The organism is Nodosilinea sp. LEGE 06152 (assembly GCF_015207525.1).
In the GTDB taxonomy this organism is placed as follows: Bacteria; Cyanobacteriota; Cyanobacteriia; order Phormidesmidales; family Phormidesmidaceae; genus Nodosilinea.
Window position 1 is genome coordinate 55839 of record NZ_JADEWR010000020.1, and the last position, 17802, is coordinate 73640.

Below are 17802 nucleotides of genomic sequence, written 5' to 3' on the forward strand. Positions count from 1 at the left end.
GAAGGGGGCACTGGGTCTAGCCCTTGACGGTGAAGAGAGAACAGCCAAAGGCGTTGCTGCCCAGTGTAGCCGACCGTTCTTTCAAAAATCTGCGTGGGGCTATACCTCAGCCACGGCCTACAGGTGCCTACAGCTCGACCGGGTGCTGGCCGTAGTAGGGCAGTACCGACGACCAATCGGGGCGATCGCCCCCCTGCCAGCGCTGGTGTGCCAGCGCCAAGACCTGCACTACGGTCTCGGCCAGGTCATCCCCCGCGATCGCGCGTTGCGAGGCTTCAGGATGGCCGGCCAATGCAGACTCCCAATCCTCTAGGGTCAGCACCTGATCGGGTTGTACGGCTGCCAATCCCTCGGCCGTTGGTTTGTAAATGGCGGTAAAGAGCTGTCCGCGCTGGGCCTGCATCTCCACGGCAATGGCTGAGCTAGCTTCAGTCGGCGATTGCTCTAGCGCCCGCTGGGCTACTGCCGCCAAACTCGATACTCCAAATAGCGGTACCTCTAGCTGCTGGGCCAGAATGCGCGCCGTCACCACCCCAATGCGGGTGCCCGTGAATCCGCCCGGCCCCTGGGCCACGGCTAAAAACGAGAAATCTGGCCAGGCGTAGGGAGCCACAAACTCGATCAGCAGGTGGTGCAGCTGAGTGGACAGATCGCGACCCAGCGCCCAGGTCTGATGGCGGGTTTCGCCGTCAAAATTGCTCAGGGCCAGCCCCAGGGCGGGGCCGCAGGTGTGAATCGCTAGGGCTAACATGTGCTCAGGTTGGGTGTTCAGACTGATCCAGACTATAGGACAGAACTGATGCAAACAGCCTGAGTCTTCTTTCTTGGTCACGGTCTGAAGGCTGTTTACAGATTTTGAGCACGATGTCCTGAACGGTTCGTAAAAGCCTGAAGAATGATTAGGCGCAAGTGTGAACCGAACCAGACAATGAAAAACAAACTAATTTACCTTGGCCTACACGGCCTGTTGGTCGCCGTCTGCTTTGCCCTGGGCGATACGCTGGGCTTTCCCTGGTGGCCTACTGCAATAGGCTGGTTATTTGTAGCCTTTCTGGGCAATCAGGGGCTTTGGAATGTGGCCAGAAGTTTTCGTTGAAATCGACTCAACTTCCAGTAAGTTTTGTAAAAATTTTTCGTCCTCGCTAGAAATGCCGGGAGCAGGCCCCTATAACCCATAAAATTAACCAAGACGCACCAGCTATAGCTCCAGGCATCTGGTGTCTGCTGTTACAGGTTTATCCATGAAGAATCGCTGTCTTCCCGCCTGCCTGATCCTTAGAAATATTGCTTTAATCCTTACGTTAGTCGCTGGTAGCGTAATGCTAGGAGCAGAAATTCACGCCTCGGCTAACCATCAGCACCAGCAGACCCAGGCCTTGCGCAAGCTATTTGTCTACCAAATTCTGGTGGGCTTCGAGCAGCAGCAGTAGGCTGTACCCCTTGCCGAGACAAGTCAGCGAGCCATGTCAGACCCACAGGCCAAAGCGTTTAAAGATGCTGTGGTTAACCACCTAAACCAGGTAGCTCCGGTTACCGCACGGGCCATGTTTGGGGGCTACGGGCTGTACTGCGAGGGCACCATGTTTGCCCTGATTGCCCACGAAACGCTCTACCTCAAGGTAAATGCCACCAACCAGGAGCACTTTACCGAGGCAGGCATGGGGCCGTTTACCTACGATCGCAACGGCAAACCGGCGACCATGTCCTACTATCAGCTGCCAACAGCGGTGTACGACGATCTGGAGCGTCTCCAGGAATGGATTGAGGTCTCGGTGGCGATCGCCCGCCAGGCTAAGCGCAGTCAGCGGTAACCCGACGGGCGACCCAGGAGCACCGTGACCGCTAGACCCCAATGGCGGAGGGAACAGGGTCTTTTTTGGCTTTTTTGGGTCGATTGATCGGGTCCATGTAAGCCTCAAGGCGCTTAAACGCGATCGAGGCCAGCGACGTCATGATCAAGTAAACAATCGCCACCGCCAGATAGATCTCAAAGGCGCGGTAAGTGGTGGCTACCGTCAGCTGTCCCTGGCGAAACAGTTCTTCAAAGCCGATCACCGCCGCCAAACTGGTGTCTTTGATCAGGGTGATGAACTCGTTGCCCAAGGGCGGCAAAATACGCCGAAAGGCCTGGGGAAAGATCACGTAGCGCATGGTCTCGACTGGGTTCATGGCCAGCGATTCGCCCGCTTCCCACTGACCACGATCGATCGACTGAATGCCGCCCCGCAAGATTTCAGCCAGGTAGGCCGCCACGTTGAGGCTGAGGGCCAAAACGGCGGCAAAAATGCGGTTAAAGCTGAACTCAAAGCCCAAGTTTTGAAACAGGGCGGGCAGGCCGAAGTAAATCATAAACAGCTGCACCAGCATGGGCGTGCCGCGAAAGAAATCGACGTAGATGCGGCACAGCCAGCGCAGGGGCTTAATCGGCGAGATCATGGCAAAGGCGACCAGCGCCCCCCCAATCAGGCCAAAGAAAAACGAGAGCGCCGTCAGCAAAATGGTAATCCACGCGCCCCGCATCAGGTTTTGAAACAGCCGACCCCAGGCTAAACCCGTGGCGGTGCCTGCCTCAGCCAGGGCCGGGGCCACCGTTGGCAGCTCTGGTGGGTCGGCGGAGAACCAGCGCTGGTAGATCTCGGCGTAGGTGCCGTCCTGCAGCAGGGTGTCGAGGGCGGCGTTGATCTCGGCCAGCGCCTCAGAGTTTTTTGGCAGGGCGATGCCGTAGTATTCCTCGGTGACCAGCTCGCCGACAATTTTGATGCCCTGCAGGCTGGCTTCGTTGATGGCGTAGAGCGTCACCGGCAGGTCGTTGACCACCGCATCAACTCGGCCATTTAGCAGCTCTTGCAGGGCCAGGGGCGCGCTGTCAAAGGTGCTGATGGTGGCCCCTTCTACCTGACCGGCCTGCTCGGCCCCCGTGGTGCCAATCTGTACGGCAATGCGCTGGCCCGCCAGGTCTTCTAAAGAGTTAATGTCGGTATTGCTTTCGCGCACGGCGATCGCTAAACCTGCCTCAAAGTAGGGCCGCGAAAAGTCAATGGTTTGCGCTCGCTCGGCGGTGATGGTCATGCCGCTGATTGCCGCATCGATGGTGTTGGACTGCAGGGCAGGCACCAGGCCGTCGAAGGGCAGACTGATAAATTCCACCTCGCGTCCGGCGGCTTCGCCGATCGCCTGCATCAGTTCAATGTCAAAGCCGGTCAGGTTGCCCGTGGCGTCGTCCCGCATTTCAAAGGGGGGAAAGGCGGGTTCGGTGCCCACTTCCCACACGGGTGCGTCCTGGGCCAGCCCCGCAATCTGAGCGGCTCCCAACCCCAAAACTAGCCCCAGCACCAGGGCCAGCGCCCGCTTCAGCCACCGATTAGCAAAGATCCGAGTCGTCAACATGCGAGGAACCATGGGCCAGCGATCACCTTTGAACAGATAGCACACCCCGTGCGACTGCCCAGGGTTTGAGGCACCATAATCAATTCTATATAAGTAAAAATGTTTTCTACAATACAGATACCCCAGAGTGCCAATGATTCTCTGTAGGGTATAAACGCCATCCGCTCAACCCACTATTGGTTTGGCCCCCATGACAACAGCAACTCTGCCTGCGATCGGTACCCCCGTTATTGCCTGCGAAAACCTTTACAAGAGCTACGGCCCAATTGAAGTTCTCAAAGGGGTGACCACTGCCTTTACCAAAGGCGACGTGGTGTCGATCATTGGCCCCTCGGGCTGCGGCAAGAGCACCTTTTTGCGCTGTCTCAATCGGCTAGAAGCCATTAACCAGGGCCACCTGGAGGTCATGGGGCAGGATGTCTCGGCTCCCAAGCTGCCCCGGCAGTCGCTATATCACTTGCGCAGCCAGGTGAGTATGGTATTTCAGCACTTCAACCTGTTCCCCCACCTGACGGTGCTCGAAAACCTGATGCTAGCCCCTCGCAGGGTGCTCAAGTTTCCGGCGGGCGACTGCAACGACCTGGCCAAGCACTACCTGGACAAGGTGGGCCTAACCGATCGCGCCGATGCCTACCCCGAGCAGCTTTCCGGCGGGCAAAAACAGCGGGTGGCGATCGCCCGCAGCCTCTGCATGAAGCCCGTCGCCATTTTGTTTGATGAACCCACCAGCGCCCTCGACCCAGAACTCGTCGGCGAGGTGCTGGGGGTCATGCGCCAGCTTGCCGAGGAGGGCATGACGATGGTGGTCGTCACCCACGAAATGCAGTTCGCCCGCGAAGTCTCAAACCGGGTGCTGTTTTTCAACGACGGCATCATTGAAGAAGAAGGCATTCCAGGGAACGTGTTTACCAATCCCCGCAGCGATCGCCTCAGATCCTTCCTCAGCCGCCTCAGCCAAAACTAGGAATTGGGTGCTCTCCCACGTCCCTAAGCGCAGTCGAAGGCACCGATTAGCAAACGCAGGGGTGAATATTCATTCTCCAACCGCTTCAGCCAGTGGCGGGAGTTTACCCCCATCACTAATTTCTGCTCTGGGTTGTCTCTTGCGCGTATTGACGCTAAACTTAGAATCTTTGGAAATTGCTTCCAACCTAGACATTGTTCGGAGAGTAAACGTTTATGGCGCGATATAGAGGCGCTCGCCTGCGGGTTGTCCGCCGCTTGGGTGAGCTACCGGGTCTGTCCCGCAAATCCCCCCGCAAGGCTTACCCGCCTGGGCAGCACGGCCAAGACCGCAAGAAAAAGTCTGAGTACGCGGTGCGGCTAGAAGAAAAGCAAAAGCTACGCTTTAACTACGGTCTGACCGAGAAGCAGCTGCTGCGCTACGTGAAGAAAGCCCGTCGTGCCGGTGGTTCGACCGGGTTGGTTATCCTACAGCTGCTTGAGATGCGGCTCGACAACACCGTATTTCGCCTCGGCTTTGGGCCGACCATTCCCTCGGCGCGGCAGGTGGTCAACCACGGCCACATCTGCGTCAATGGCCGCGTAGTTTCCATTCCCAGCTACCAGTGCCGCCCTGGCGATGTGATCACCGTGCGCGATCGCGACGCCTCCAAGAAATTGGTTGAAGCCAACCTGGAGTTTCCTGGCTTAGCCAACGTGCCCGCCCACCTCGAACTCGACAAAGCTAAGCTCACCGCCAAGGTCAACGGCATCATCGAGCGTGAGTGGGTAGCCCTCAACATCAACGAGCTGCTGGTGGTTGAGTACTACTCCCGTAAGGCCTAAGGCTGCTGGACCTTACCGGATTTGGTGTCGCTGGCCGATGAGGCTAATCGCTTACCGCCCATAACGCATTACTCTGAATAGATTGATTCTTGGTCCCTGGCCCGTCAGCTAGGGGCCATTTATTTTGGCCGTTCAAGCTTGAGTTAGCGAGAATAGAAGGGTCACCCCTACGGACCACGCCCATGCCGTGTCAGTTGTGCCATCGCTCAGTGGCTGAGCTAACTGAACATCACCTAGTGCCGCGCCAGTACACTCGACGGCGCAAACTGCCCATTAGCGACACGGTGCTGCTGTGTCGCCCCTGCCACAAACAGATTCACACCCTATTTGACAACCACACCCTGGCGCGCCAGTTCAACACCCTAGAACGCCTACAAGCCGAACCCAGGCTACAGAAGTTTGTCGCCTGGGTGAGCAAACAGCAGCCCGACAAACGGGTTAAAAGCTATCGGTAGGTGGCCTTGGCGCTGGAGGCTGTGGAAGCGGAGGTGGCGGCCGTGCTGAGAGTACCGTGCACCACCAGCACCGAGCACTCGGCATGGTGCATGACGTAATTGCTGACGCTCCCTAGCAGCAGTTCGCTAATGCCCCGACGACCGTGGCTACCTACCATAATCAAATCCGCCTGCCACGAATTAGCTACGCTGCAGATCGTAGCGGCAGGTTCGCCAGCAACCTGGGTAAATTCAGCGCTTACGCCAGCAGTGCGAGCCGTTTCCAGCTCCTGCCGCAGTTGGGCAATACCCTGGGCTTCAAATTCTTCCCAACGCTTTTGATACAGCCGCCAGGTAGAGTCTTCGAGCACTGGGTAATAGGCCTGGTACGACCGAATCGGAATGCCTGGGCTGCCTTCTTCGTAGGCCGAGAGCACATGGCAGAGCATGAGATCGGCCCCGGTGGCGCTGGCTAGGTCAAGTGCTTTTTCAAACACTGCCTGGCGATGGGTTGAGTTGTCGAGAGCAACCAAAATTTTCTTAAACATGGCGGTGAATCTCCTGGAGTTCAGGCCCGCGTTTTAGGCTCTCTGAAGAATTCAGCGCTAGAGACAGGGGAGGAGCCAGGCCAGCGGCGTTCGGCTACACCTCTATTATAAAAAAGCGGTTAGCCCAATTTCGCTGGCCGTAACAATGCCTTACGGTCGGCCTGGCGCGATGATCGCGATCGCCCTACCTGCGATGGCCAGCGAAGTGATATCTGGTGGAGTTAACCGCTAGGGCAGAGGTACCCGCTTACCTACAGTGGCGCACTGGCGCGATCGCAGCTGCCCCCTAAGGCCTCCACCACCGTGCAGGTATTGGCTACCAGCATGGCCTGAACGGTGTCGGCGTCGCTCCCCGGTTCACCGGGGCCTTCGACATACAACGGTTGTTCGGCAACCGTCACTCCGGCGTCTTTAGCGACCGATTCAATCAGCTGCGGGTTGGTGGTATTTTCAGCAAAAATGGCGGGTACCTGCGCGGCCTTCACCTGATCGACTAGGGCCGTCAGCGCTCCAGGGGTGGGCTTTTCGTCGGTAGATAAGCCGCTGAGCGCACCTTTGACCTCAAAGCCATAGGCATCGGCAAAGTAGCCAAATGCCTCATGGGTGGTGACTAGCTGCCGCTGATTAACTGGCACAGTGGCCACCTGGGTCTGAATCCAGCGGTCGATTTCGGCAAACTGACTGGTCAGGCGATCGGCATTCTCGCTGTAGAATGCGGCTTGATCAGGGTTGATCTGGGCCAGCGATTCAGCGATGACGGTTGCTATGGCGGCATTGTGGGTAGCGTTGTGCCACACGTGGGGGTCGGGCACTAGCTCAGCATTCGCCGTAGCGCTTTGGTCGTCCCCATGCTCGTGGTCGTGGTCGTGCGCCGCTTCAGCCCCGTGGTCGTGGTCGTGGTCGTGCGCCGCTTCAGCCCCGTGGTCGTGGTCGTGGGCTGCACCCATAAGTGGACTAGGCACCGCCGCCTCGAAGACAGCCACCCGTTCAGCGTCAGTCGTGCTGTCTTCGACCATAGCAATTAGGCGAGGAGCCGCATTGTAGCCGTCGTAGAGAATTAGGTTGGCCTGCTCAATCGCCTGGCGATCGGAGGGTTTGATCTGGTAAGTATGGGGGTCAACGCCTGGCTCTAATAAGCAGGTGAGCGCCACCGTTGTCTCGGCAATCTGCTCAGTTAAATCGCAGATCACGCTGGTAGTGGCTACCACGACAGGAGCGTCAGCCTGAGCTACCGCCGCACTCCCATCGGCTGGTGCAACGGCTGCGTCGTCACCACTACAGCCAACTAGACCCAGGGCCAATACCAGCCCCAGGCTAGGCCAGCGACCCGCTGCCGCTAACCCTATGTTTAAAACCATTGCCTCTTCCTCCTGAAATGAATAACTGGGACTATGATAGTGATAATGGTTATCATTTCATGGGTGTCATGCTAGAGGTTCAAAACCTGTCTGTCAACTACCGGGGTGTTGCGGCCCTAGAGGATGTTTCGCTGTCGGTAGGGGCGGGGGAACTGGTGGGGTTAATTGGCCCTAACGGGGCTGGCAAAAGCACTCTCATTCAGGCCATGCTGGGGCTGGTTCCCAGTCGAGGGCAGGTGTTGTTTCAGGGGGTGCCGCTGCGGCGACAGCGGCGGGCAATCGCCTACGTTCCTCAGCGATCGCGCATCGACTGGGACTACCCCATTACCGCCGGACAGGTGGCGATGATGGCCCAGTCGGCCCTAGCTGGCTGGTTTCGCCAGCCCAGTCAGCGCGCCAAACAGCGCGTTACCGTTGCCCTAGAGCGGGTGGATATGCTGCACCTGTGCGATCGCCCTATTGGACAGCTCTCAGGTGGTCAGCAGCAGCGCGTGTTTTTGGCCCGCGCCCTGGCCCAAGGAGCCGATCTGCTCCTTTTAGACGAGCCCTTCACCGGCATCGACAAAAAAACTGAAGCCCTCATGCTGGGCATTTTTGCCGAGCTGCAGGCGGAGGGCAAAACTTTGGTAGTGTGCAACCATGAGTGGGGCGACGCTCTGCACCGCTACGATCGCCTGCTGCTACTCAACCGCCGCCTGCTCGCCAACGATACCCCCACCGCCGTCATGACCTTCGACAACATTCAGCGCGCCTACGGCCAGGGTCCACAAGTGAGTCATACCCGCAGTGCCTACGCCGACTTTTTTTGCTAGGTGAGGCAGCAGGCAAGGTGATATCAGTCTGTGTTCACAACAGTTTTAGACTAATCATCAAGGAAGACTTGGTTGAAGATTGATCGCTTAATCCTAAAAACCATCTTTATAGAACGTGCATAAAGCGCATCTAGGCTAACAACTCTGAACTTTTTACCCTTTCTCATTCTATTAGTAGTGGCTAGTGTGCCTTGAATATCTAAACCCAGCCGCATGGCTCCTTTTCTAGCTGCAAAATCATCGAAAAGAGCATAGTCTGCGTTTAGTTTGACCCCAAGAGCGTTCGCATCAGATTTCCTTTTCCCTTACGCTTCAGAAAGCTACTATTCACCCAATAAACAGGTTGGGTGAAACATTGAAGCGATCAGATAAAATTTTTGCTTCTGCTTCATTAATAGCTCTTGTGCCATTTACAATATCTGCCACGACACTGCTAGAACCAATCAGACCCACTAGATCAGCAGGCTTAGTATTACTAGCTTCCAAAATATGATTAAGAACCTCTATCGGTGACGCCTCCGACATAGGATAATTTTCCGTCTCATAAGCTTCTACTAGCAAAATTAACAATTTGTATAGTGCTGTTTGTTCAACCGTTCTATCTGAATTGAAAGCCAACGACTCTACAACGGCTAAAGTTTGCTCATATTCCTCTTCGGTCTCGATAACTTTTGGAGTGAACTGGGAGAGCAAATTGGTATAGATCGCTCGATCAAAAGTAAGGGTCATTTTTCCACTTATCCTTGTCGTAGTCAGCGTGAGTTAAAAGATATTTGTAAAAAATAGTTTGACTGCCATAGTCAATCCCGACAATTAAACGGTATTTATTTCCCTTGATGTTGAAGACAGTGAAGTTGCCAACGGCTTCAGCGTCCCGATAGATTTGTCTGATATCTTCCAGGTTTTCCCATCGGGCCTTTTTAGCTACGCTATACCAGGCTTCGACCACTTGCTTTACATCAGGATATTTAGCTACGTCATTCCGCAGCTTACGGATCGAGATTAAGTGCATCGTTATTGCCTAGAGCTAGGCCTTTAAACATCATAGCCTTGCCAAGAGTTGGATTGAGTACATACCACAACACAAAACAAACCTCCCCTATGAAGACCACAGGGGAGGTTTGAAAGATTTACCTAACTAATCCAACCTAGCCAAAGCGGCTAGAGGTTGACGCGATCAAGAAGGCGGCGTAGGTGAGGATGTAACCCACCGTGAAGTGAGCTAGACCCACCACTCGACCCTGAATGATCGACATGGCAACGGGCTTGTCCTTCCAGCGAACCAGGTTCGCCAGGGGAGTGCGCTCGTGGGCCCAGACCAGAGTTTCGATCAGCTCTTGCCAGTAGCCGCGCCAGGAGATCAAGAACATGAAGCCCGTGGCCCAGACCAGGTGTCCAAAGAGGAACATCCAGGCCCAAACCGCAAGGTTATTCATGCCGTAGGGGTTGTAGCCGTTGATGAGCTGCGACGAGTTGAGCCACAGGTAGTCGCGCAGCCAACCCATCAGGTAGGTCGAGTTTTCGTTGAACTGAGCCACGTTGCCCGACCACAGCGCTAGGTGTTTCCAGTGCCAGTAGAAGGTGACCCAACCAATGGTGTTGAGCATCCAGAACATGGCCAGGTAGAACGAATCCCAGGCGGAGATGTCGCAGGTGCCGCCACGGCCGGGGCCATCGCAGGGGAAGCTGTAGCCGAAGTCTTTTTTGTCGGGCATCAGCTTGGAGCCGCGAGCATCCAGCGCACCCTTGACCAGGATCAGGGTGGTGGTGTGCAGACCCAGGGCGATCGCGTGGTGAACTAGGAAGTCGCCGGGGCCAATGGTCAGAAACAGCGAGTTAGCGTTGCTGTTGATAGCCTCAAACCAGCCAGGCAGCCAAACGGCATTGGCGGTTTGAGTCACGCTGTCGGGGTTCGACAGCAGCGTGTCGAAGCCGTAAAGCACTTTGCCAGAGGCGGCCTGCACCCACTGGGCAAAGACAGGCTCGACTAGAATCTGCTTTTCGGGGGTGCCAAAGGCGGTCACTACGTCGTTGTGAACGTACAGACCCAGGGTGTGGAAGCCCAGGAACAGCGATACCCAGCTCAGGTGCGAGATAATCGCTTCTTTGTGCTCCAACACGCGATACAGCACGTTGTTGTAGTTAGCCTTCGGGTCGTAGTCGCGCACTAGGAAGATCGCGCCGTGGGCAAAAGCCCCCACCATGATGAAGCCAGCGATGTACTGGTGGTGGGTATAGAGCGCCGCCTGGGTGGTGTAGTCCTTGGCCATGAAGGCGTAGGGCGGCAGCGCGTACATGTGCTGCGCTACCAGGGAAGTGACCACGCCTAGGGCCGCCAGGTGAAACGCAAGCTGGAAGTGCAGCGAGTTGTTATAGGTGTCGTAGAGACCCTTGTGACCCTCGCCCAAACCGCCTGCGGGGGGCTTGTGAGCATTCAAGATTTCCTTGATGCTGTGACCGATACCAAAGTTGGTGCGGTACATGTGCCCGGCGATGATGAAGATCACCGCGATCGCCAGGTGGTGGTGGGCCATATCCGTCAGCCAGAGCGACTGAGTCTGAGGATGGAAGCCGCCCAGGAAAGTCAGAATCGCAGAACCAGACCCGGTTGCCGTACCAAAGATATGGCTAGAGGTGTCGGGGCTCTGGGCGTAGACTCCCCAGTTACCGGTGAAGAAGGGCATTAGGCCTTCGGGGTGGGGCTTCATCGAAAGGAAGTTGTCCCAGCCCACGTGGACACCGCGAGACTCGGGGATAGCTACGTGCACCAGGTGACCCGTCCAGGCCAGCGAGCTAACCCCAAACAGACCAGCCAAGTGGTGGTTGAGGCGAGACTCGGCGTTTTTGAACCAGGACAAGCTGGGTCGAAACTTAGGTTGCAGGTGCAGCCAGCCCGCGAACAGGAAGATGGCCGACAAAATCAGCAGGAAAACAGCGCCACTGTATAGGTCGTTGTTAGTTCGCATGCCAATGGTGTACCACCAGTGATAAACGCCTGAGAAGGCGATGTTCACCGGGGTCGAAGACCCGGCCTGGGAGAAGGCATCTACCGCAGGCTGGCCAAAGTGAGGGTCCCAAATCGCGTGGGCGATCGGTCTGATGTTGAGCGGATCTTTGATCCACTGCTCGAAGTTGCCTTGCCAGGCGACGTGGAACAGGTTGCCCGACGTCCACAGAAAGATGATTGCCAGGTGGCCAAAGTGGGAGGCGAAAATCTTCTGGTAAAGATTTTCCTCCGTCATGCCGTCGTGGCTTTCAAAGTCGTGGGCGGTGGCAATCCCGTACCAGAGCCGCCGTGTGGTCGGATCGGCAGCCAGGTCCTGGCTAAATTTAGGGAATTTAGTTGCCATGAATCAAAACGGATTCTAGTACGACATTTGAGTCATGAGTGCGGTTGGTAGGGGCGCAGAGCTATCGCTCAAAGCGCCCCCAGGAGATTCCATGACGAGAAACCTAGCCCACCGCGATAATTCTTGCCAAGAAGAAGGCCCAGGTCGTGGCAATACCGCCAAGGAGGTAGTGGGCCACACCCACAGCCCGCCCCTGAGTGATGCTCAGAGCGCGAGGCTGAATCGAGGGAGCCACCTTCAGCTTGCTGTGCGCCCAGACGATGGACTCAATCAGCTCTTGCCAGTAGCCGCGACCGCTGAACAAGAACATCAGGCTAAAGGCCCAGACGAAGTGCGCGCCCAAGAACATCAGACCGTAGGCCGACAGCGCCGAGCCGTAGGAGCCGATGACCTGCGAGGCTTGCGCCCAGAGGAAGTCGCGCAACCAGCCATTGATGGTGATGGCACTGGCGGCAAAGTTGCCACCCGTGATGTGACTCACCGTGCCATCGGGGCTGACCGTGCCCCAGATGTCAGACTGCATCTTCCAGCTGAAGTGGAAAATCACAATCGAGATCGAGTTGTACATCCAGAACAGGCCGAGGAACACGTGGTCCCAACCGGAGACCTGACAGGTGCCGCCCCGACCAGGACCGTCGCAGGGGAACCGGAAGCCCAGTTCGCCTTTGTCGGGAATGAGGCGGGAGCTGCGGGCAAACAGCACACCCTTGAGCAGAATCAGCGCGGTCACGTGGATGGTGAAGGCGTGGATGTGGTGCACCATGAAGTCGGCGGTGCCGAGGGCCATGGGCATCATCGCCACCTTGCCTGCTACTGCAACCCCAACGCCACCGAAGACCGGGCTAACGCTGGCGAGCGCGTTGGGCGCGGTGTTACCAGCAGCGGCAGCGTGGAAGCCTTGCACCCACTGGGCGAAGATCGGCTGCAGCTGGATGGCGGTATCCGAGAACATGTCCTGGGGACGACCCAGGGCGCGCATGGTGTCGTTGTGGACGTACAGACCAAAGCTGTGGAAGCCGAGGAAGATACACACCCAGTTGAGGTGCGAGATGATCGCATCGCGCGATCGCAGCATGCGGTCGAGGGCGTTATCTCGGTTTACTGCTGGGTCGTAGTCACGCACCATGAAGATGGCGGCGTGGGCACCAGCCCCCACAATCAAGAAGCCGCCAATCCACATGTGGTGGGTAAAGAGCGACAGCTGAGTGGCGTAATCCGTCGCCAGGTACGGGTAGGGAGGCATGGCGTACATGTGGTGCGCCACGATGATGGTCAACGACCCCAGCATGGCCAGGTTGACCGCCAGCTGAGCGTGCCAGGAAGTGGTCAGGTCTTCGAACAGGCCCTGGTGACCGCGACCGCCAAACAGCAGCGGGTCGCCCTGGTGGTTGTCCAGAATCTCCTTCATGCTGTGGCCAATGCCCCAGTTGGTGCGGTACATGTGGCCCGCAACGATGAAGAGGACGGCTAGCGCCAGGTGGTGGTGAGCCGTATCCGACAGCCAGAGGCCGCCAGTGACGGGGTTCAGACCGCCCTTGAAGGTCAAGAAGTCAGAGTACACGCCCCAGTTCAGCGTGAAGAAGGGCTTTAGTCCCTCAGCAAAGCTGGGGTACAGGTCGGCCATCAGACTCTTATTGAGGATGAACTCGTGGGGCAGGGGAATAGCCTGCGGAGCCACGCCAGCATCCAGCATTTTGTTAACAGGCAACGCCACGTGGATTTGGTGACCGGCCCAGCTCAGGCAGCCCAGACCGAGTAGGCCTGCCAGGTGGTGGTTCATCATCGATTCCACGTTTTGGAACCACTCCAGCTTGGGTGCCCGCTTGTGGTAATGGAACCAGCCGGCAAACAGCATCAGGCCAGCCATCACCAGCGCCCCAATAGCGGTGCAGTAGAGCTGGAAGCCGTTGGTGAAGCCAGCGCCGCGCCACAGCTGGAATAAGCCAGAGGTGATCTGAATACCGTGGAAGCCACCGCCCACATCGGCATTCAGGATCTCCTGACCGAAGATCGGCCAGACTACCTGAGCGCTGGGCTTGATGCCCGTGGGGTTGGCCATCCAGGCTTCGAAGTTTGAAAACTTAGCGCCATGGAAGTACATGCCGCTGAGCCAGATAAAGATGACGGCTAGGTGACCGAAGTGAGCGCTAAAGATTTTGCGCGAAATGTCTTCTAGGTCACTGGTATGACTATCAAAATCGTGAGCGTCGGCGTGGAGGTTCCAAATCCAAGTGGTGGTTTTGGGTCCCTTAGCTAAAGTCCGATCAAAGTGACCCGGCTTGCCCCACCTCTCAAAAGAAGTAGGTACTGGATCCTTATCAACGATGACTTTGGCTTTCGCCTCCCGCTCGCGCGGGGTAGTTGTCATGGAGACTCTCCTCTCTCTAGACAAAAGCAAATCGAGAATCAATCGCCTTGGCTAAAACTGTACCCAAGGGCGCGATCGCTTACGGGTACAACCGATACTTAGGCGGTGATTGCTCTTGAGCATTATAGTCTCGCAATTTGACGCTTTTTGACGGCGGTTAACAATAATTCAATCTGCGGAATCCCTTGATCCATAGGGCTTCTGGAAATGCTCTGATCACAAAATTGATCTCCGAATCAGGCTTCTATTAACAAAACTCAATAAATGACCGGGGCTATATCGCCAAACGGGCGATTAGGCCCTCTTTTTGTTAATTAATGTTAATTATCGTCGCTCAATGCTTGATCTTTGGCGGGTTGTAAAGGGCTTTGACTTTACGAAATGGTGAACCCTGGAGCTGTAGCTGGGGGTATGACCATTCAGAAGGCATCGACCATGACTAGGGCTATTGATGTTAGCGGCAGCACCATGGCGGGAAAGACCAATGGCTTCGTGCCCACCTGTGAGGGTCGGGGATCGGGTCGATAAACCGGAGCCTGAGCTGTTTCAACTGTTACATTCTCTTAGTCACATTCCCTTAATGCCACACGCTCGATCGGTGCCTCGACCTTACGCTTTGAACTTAATCGTGCGTTGTGATGCCCATCATGGCGAGCGGACGCGTCACCTGGGTATGATGGCTCCACCCTTACGCTGCTGGCAAGAGGCTTGCCATCGTTCTGTCGTTGCGAGGTGCAGCGGAGGTCTCGATGGAGACTTGCGGTGGTGAGGGATAAGCCCTACCGTAATGACCTTGCGCTATGACTCCAAAACCCGAAGTGGCGATCGCCATTCTCTACCAGGGCGATCGCTACCTCCTGCAGCTGCGCGACGACATTCCCACTATTGCCTGGCCGGGCCATTGGGCCTTTTTTGGTGGCCACCTAGAACCGGGCGAACTGCCCGACGTTGCGGTGTACCGAGAACTGCAGGAAGAAATCGGCTATGACGCGCCCCAGCTAGCGCTCTTTAAACGATCGGAATCTGAAACTGTGGTGCGTCACGTATACTACGGGCCGCTGGTGGTGCGAGTGGAAAGCCTGGTGCTGACAGAAGGACTCGATTTGGGCCTGTGGAGCGTTGAGGACATTCACCGAGGCTGGCGCTACTCTGATCGCGCTCAGGCAGAACGCCCCATTGGGCCGCCCCATCAGGAACTTTTGCTCTCTTTTCTAGGAGCTGCCATCAACTAACTGCTGGTAGTCCCAAGATTAGTGCTTACAGCCCCTAGCCTTTTTTGAGGTCGGATGTGGCAACGCTGATGGGATCAGGATTGTCGCCAAAATTGATGGCACGCCCTGAGGCAACGTAGGATAGAACAGGCTATCTAGACTAGATAGAGTGCCGTCTCCTGCTGCCCTATGGCTGAATCATCCGAACAGCTCCAGCTTTTTTCTGCTGACCCGGTGGCGCTGCCCGACTACCGGATTCGGGAAAGCAGCCGCGCCCGCCATGTCTCGATCAAGGTGCACCTCAACGGCCAGATCGAGGTGGTTGTTCCCAACGGCTTTGACCACACTCAGGTGCCTGAGCTGCTGTATCGGCGGCGCGACTGGCTCTGGCGATCGCAGCTGCGCCTGGCCCACCAAACGGCAACCCTGACCGATGAGCATTTTGAGGAGAAACCCGGTCAGATCGAGGTGCGATCGCGCCACCAGACCTGGCAAGTCAGCTACCAACCCGCCTCTACCCGCACCTTGGCCATGACCCAGAGCGGCCCCCAAGCCCTACTGCTGCGCGGCCCGGTCGATAATAACGCCGCCTGTACCGATCTGCTGCGCCAGTGGCTTAGCCGCAAGGCCCGCGCCGAATTTGCCCCCTGGCTGCGCGAGCTGAGTTTTGTGCTCAACCTGCCCTTTGACCGCATTTCCATTCGAGGGCAAAAAACCCGCTGGGCTAGCTGTTCATCCAATAGAAACATCAGCCTTAACTACAAACTGTTGTTTTTGCCACCCGAACTCGTTCACTACGTCTTTGTCCACGAGCTGTGCCACACCGTGCACATGAACCACTCCGCCGCCTTTTGGCAGCTGGTGGAGGAAAAGCAGCCTGGGCATCAGCGGTGTCGGGACGAGATTCGTGATGGTTGGCAGTATGTGCCGCGCTGGGTCGAAGACTGAGACACTTTTAGGGAAACAATCTGCTTCAAATGGCAGCTTTTCCAGGCTGACAGAGGTGGTCGGTTAGAAACTAAATCTGCTGCTGGGGCCATTTCGCTGGCCTCAGACCCCCTTCTCGAAGGGCGTTCCGCCGCCCTTCACCCTACGGAAAGGACTAGCCGATCATCGGTTTAAACCTGTGTTCTGTAAATCAACCTGTCAGCAGCACTGAACTCTGAAGCTTCCAACTTTCGCACCGTCCCCACCCGCCTACCCATCCACTCGCTACTCGTTCATGGTCTTGTAGGTGGCGACTGCGGACGGAGAGATGCGGTTGAGGTAGCGGAAAATCCAGTATTTGAAGATGGTGTCGAGGATGACGGGGAAGGTGGCGATAAAGAGGAAGATGAAGTCGCGGTTGGCAGGGAGGCCGAGGTGGCGGGAGAGGCCTTCTAGCAGGATCTCCCAGCCGTGGGGGGAGTGAAAGCCGACGAAGGTGTCGGTAAAGAGAATAATGATAAAGGCTTTGGCGCTGTCGCTGAGGCCGTAGACAATTTCATCCATGAAGGATTTGACGTTGGCAACGTCCTGGCGGCGGTAGATGAGCAGCAGGGCAAAGGCGATCGCAGCCAAGATGTCGGCAAATACGTTTTTGACGGCGCTGGCGCTGCGATCGCGGTAGTCTTCCTCAATCTCGCTGGCTTTGGTGCGCACTCGCTGCTCAATGTTGAGTTCTGATAGGGGGGGGGCTTTGCCGATCAGCACTTCAAAGCGCAGCCGTTCCTCGAACTGCTGTAGCTCGTGGAGGGCTTCTTCTTCCATTTCGATATTGAGAAAGACTTCGGCCTCTTCGCCCCCGGCCCGGATTCGATCAACAATTGGCCCAACAATAAAGGCTTTGGTAAACTGCTGGGTCAGCAGCGGCACAATCACCAGCAGCAGCACAAAGCGAATCGCCGCGGTGGTTTTTGATTTGGAGTTGCGAAACTCTTTCACCACCTCCTGCTCGGCGTTGGGGTCAAGGTCTTGGCGGATGCGATCGACGGTGCGCAAAATCGATCGGGGCAGCACGTTAACGCGATCGGAGAGGCCTGCTGCCCGCGTACCGTCGGGGTTGAGGGGGTTGGCAACAGGGGATTTGGCCCCATTCTGGCTGGCTAAATTTGCCCCGCCGCTCCGGGCCTGGTTGGCTTTAGATCGCAGCACCTGGGCCGAGGGGGCTGGTTCCAGACTGCCGTTGCCCCCGTTGGCGAGGGTGATCACCCGCTCAGGGTTGGCATCCAGATTGGCGTAGCGGGCCAGCACTTCATCCACTAGGCGCAGCTTGCGAAAAAACATCGCCTGCTGGTCAATCACATTGACGGCCAGTTCGTCGGCCTCAGAAGCGGGCAAATCTACTTCCATAACGCGCGATTCGCTGACCCGCACGATGGATCGGCTGGCCCGAAATTCGGCCATTCGCACCTTGATCAAGTTCAGGTATTTTCTCAACTCGCCCTGAAAATACTCCATGGCGCTGTCGCCGTAGCTGCCGTAGCGAGTCGAGATGGGGTTGCCACCAAAGTACTCACGCTCGATCGCCACAATCATTTGAGCGGCTTCGTAGGCCTGGTTGAGGG

General features: G+C 56.7%; 16 protein-coding genes. 7 read left to right on the plus strand and 9 right to left on the minus strand.

The annotated features are described in order from the left end of the window. Positions 1-127: 127 nt before the first annotated feature. Positions 128-751 carry a tRNA (adenosine(37)-N6)-threonylcarbamoyltransferase complex dimerization subunit type 1 TsaB gene (gene tsaB, locus IQ265_RS22680; protein WP_194057824.1) on the minus strand — a complete coding sequence of 208 codons (624 nt, stop codon included), beginning with the start codon at positions 749-751 and terminating at the stop codon, positions 128-130. Between the two features lie 712 nt (positions 752-1463). On the opposite strand from tsaB, the gene IQ265_RS22685 reads away from it, so the two are divergent. Then, entirely contained in the window at positions 1464-1811 is a 348-nt protein-coding gene (locus IQ265_RS22685; protein WP_194057826.1) for a TfoX/Sxy family protein, read from the plus strand. 31 nt (positions 1812-1842) lie between these two features. On the opposite strand, the gene IQ265_RS22690 is transcribed toward IQ265_RS22685, so the two are convergent. Beyond that, on the minus strand, positions 1843-3399 hold the full coding sequence (locus IQ265_RS22690; protein ID WP_228038323.1) for an ABC transporter permease subunit: 1557 nt from the start codon (positions 3397-3399) through the stop codon (positions 1843-1845). Positions 3400-3577: 178 nt separating this feature from the next. Here IQ265_RS22690 and IQ265_RS22695 point away from each other — a divergent pair, with 178 nt between their 5' ends. The 3 genes from IQ265_RS22695 (at position 3578) to IQ265_RS22705 (ending at position 5630) form a co-directional block, all read left to right on the plus strand. Further along, positions 3578-4351 (plus strand): amino acid ABC transporter ATP-binding protein, encoded by a 774-nt coding sequence (locus IQ265_RS22695; protein ID WP_194057828.1) that lies wholly within the window; start codon positions 3578-3580, stop codon positions 4349-4351. A 215-nt stretch (positions 4352-4566) separates the two neighbouring features. Next, positions 4567-5175, plus strand: a complete 609-nt coding sequence (rpsD, locus tag IQ265_RS22700; protein WP_194057831.1) for a 30S ribosomal protein S4 — start codon at positions 4567-4569, stop codon at positions 5173-5175. Between the two features lie 182 nt (positions 5176-5357). Further along, a complete protein-coding gene (locus IQ265_RS22705; protein ID WP_194057833.1) occupies positions 5358-5630 on the plus strand; it encodes an HNH endonuclease in 273 nt (90 codons plus the stop codon). Here the strand turns inward: IQ265_RS22705 and IQ265_RS22710 are convergent. Then, a complete protein-coding gene (locus IQ265_RS22710) occupies positions 5621-6157 on the minus strand; it encodes a universal stress protein (protein WP_194057835.1) in 537 nt (178 codons plus the stop codon). The genes IQ265_RS22705 and IQ265_RS22710 overlap by 10 nt on opposite strands. 251 nt (positions 6158-6408) lie before the next feature. Further along, positions 6409-7515 (minus strand): zinc ABC transporter substrate-binding protein, encoded by a 1107-nt coding sequence (locus IQ265_RS22715; RefSeq protein WP_194057837.1) that lies wholly within the window; start codon positions 7513-7515, stop codon positions 6409-6411. Between the two features lie 68 nt (positions 7516-7583). Here IQ265_RS22715 and IQ265_RS22720 point away from each other — a divergent pair, with 68 nt between their 5' ends. Continuing rightward, a complete protein-coding gene (locus IQ265_RS22720; RefSeq protein WP_194057859.1) occupies positions 7584-8327 on the plus strand; it encodes an ABC transporter ATP-binding protein in 744 nt (247 codons plus the stop codon). Between the two features lie 327 nt (positions 8328-8654). Here the strand turns inward: IQ265_RS22720 and IQ265_RS22725 are convergent, their stop codons facing one another. The 4 genes from IQ265_RS22725 to psaA form a co-directional block, all read right to left on the minus strand. Beyond that, positions 8655-9056, minus strand: a complete 402-nt coding sequence (locus IQ265_RS22725) for a transcriptional regulator (protein WP_194057839.1) — start codon at positions 9054-9056, stop codon at positions 8655-8657. After that, positions 9040-9339, minus strand: a complete 300-nt coding sequence (locus IQ265_RS22730; RefSeq protein WP_194057841.1) for a type II toxin-antitoxin system HigB family toxin — start codon at positions 9337-9339, stop codon at positions 9040-9042. The genes IQ265_RS22725 and IQ265_RS22730 overlap by 17 nt, the downstream gene beginning before the upstream one ends. Before the next feature lie 136 nt (positions 9340-9475). After that, positions 9476-11677 (minus strand): photosystem I core protein PsaB, encoded by a 2202-nt coding sequence (psaB, locus tag IQ265_RS22735; protein ID WP_194057843.1) that lies wholly within the window; start codon positions 11675-11677, stop codon positions 9476-9478. A gap of 103 nt (positions 11678-11780) precedes the next feature. After that, on the minus strand, positions 11781-14045 hold the full coding sequence (psaA, locus tag IQ265_RS22740; protein ID WP_194057845.1) for a photosystem I core protein PsaA: 2265 nt from the start codon (positions 14043-14045) through the stop codon (positions 11781-11783). An 800-nt stretch (positions 14046-14845) separates the two neighbouring features. On the opposite strand from psaA, the gene IQ265_RS22745 reads away from it, so the two are divergent. Further along, positions 14846-15277, plus strand: a complete 432-nt coding sequence (locus IQ265_RS22745; protein ID WP_194057847.1) for an NUDIX domain-containing protein — start codon at positions 14846-14848, stop codon at positions 15275-15277. A 168-nt stretch (positions 15278-15445) separates the two neighbouring features. Beyond that, positions 15446-16204: a SprT family zinc-dependent metalloprotease gene (locus tag IQ265_RS22750; protein WP_194057849.1), complete on the plus strand. Its 759-nt coding sequence runs from the start codon at positions 15446-15448 to the stop codon at positions 16202-16204. Positions 16205-16468: 264 nt separating this feature from the next. On the opposite strand, the gene IQ265_RS22755 is transcribed toward IQ265_RS22750, so the two are convergent. After that, on the minus strand, positions 16469-17802 hold a 1334-nt coding region (locus IQ265_RS22755), incomplete at its 5' end, for a proton extrusion protein PcxA (RefSeq protein WP_194057851.1).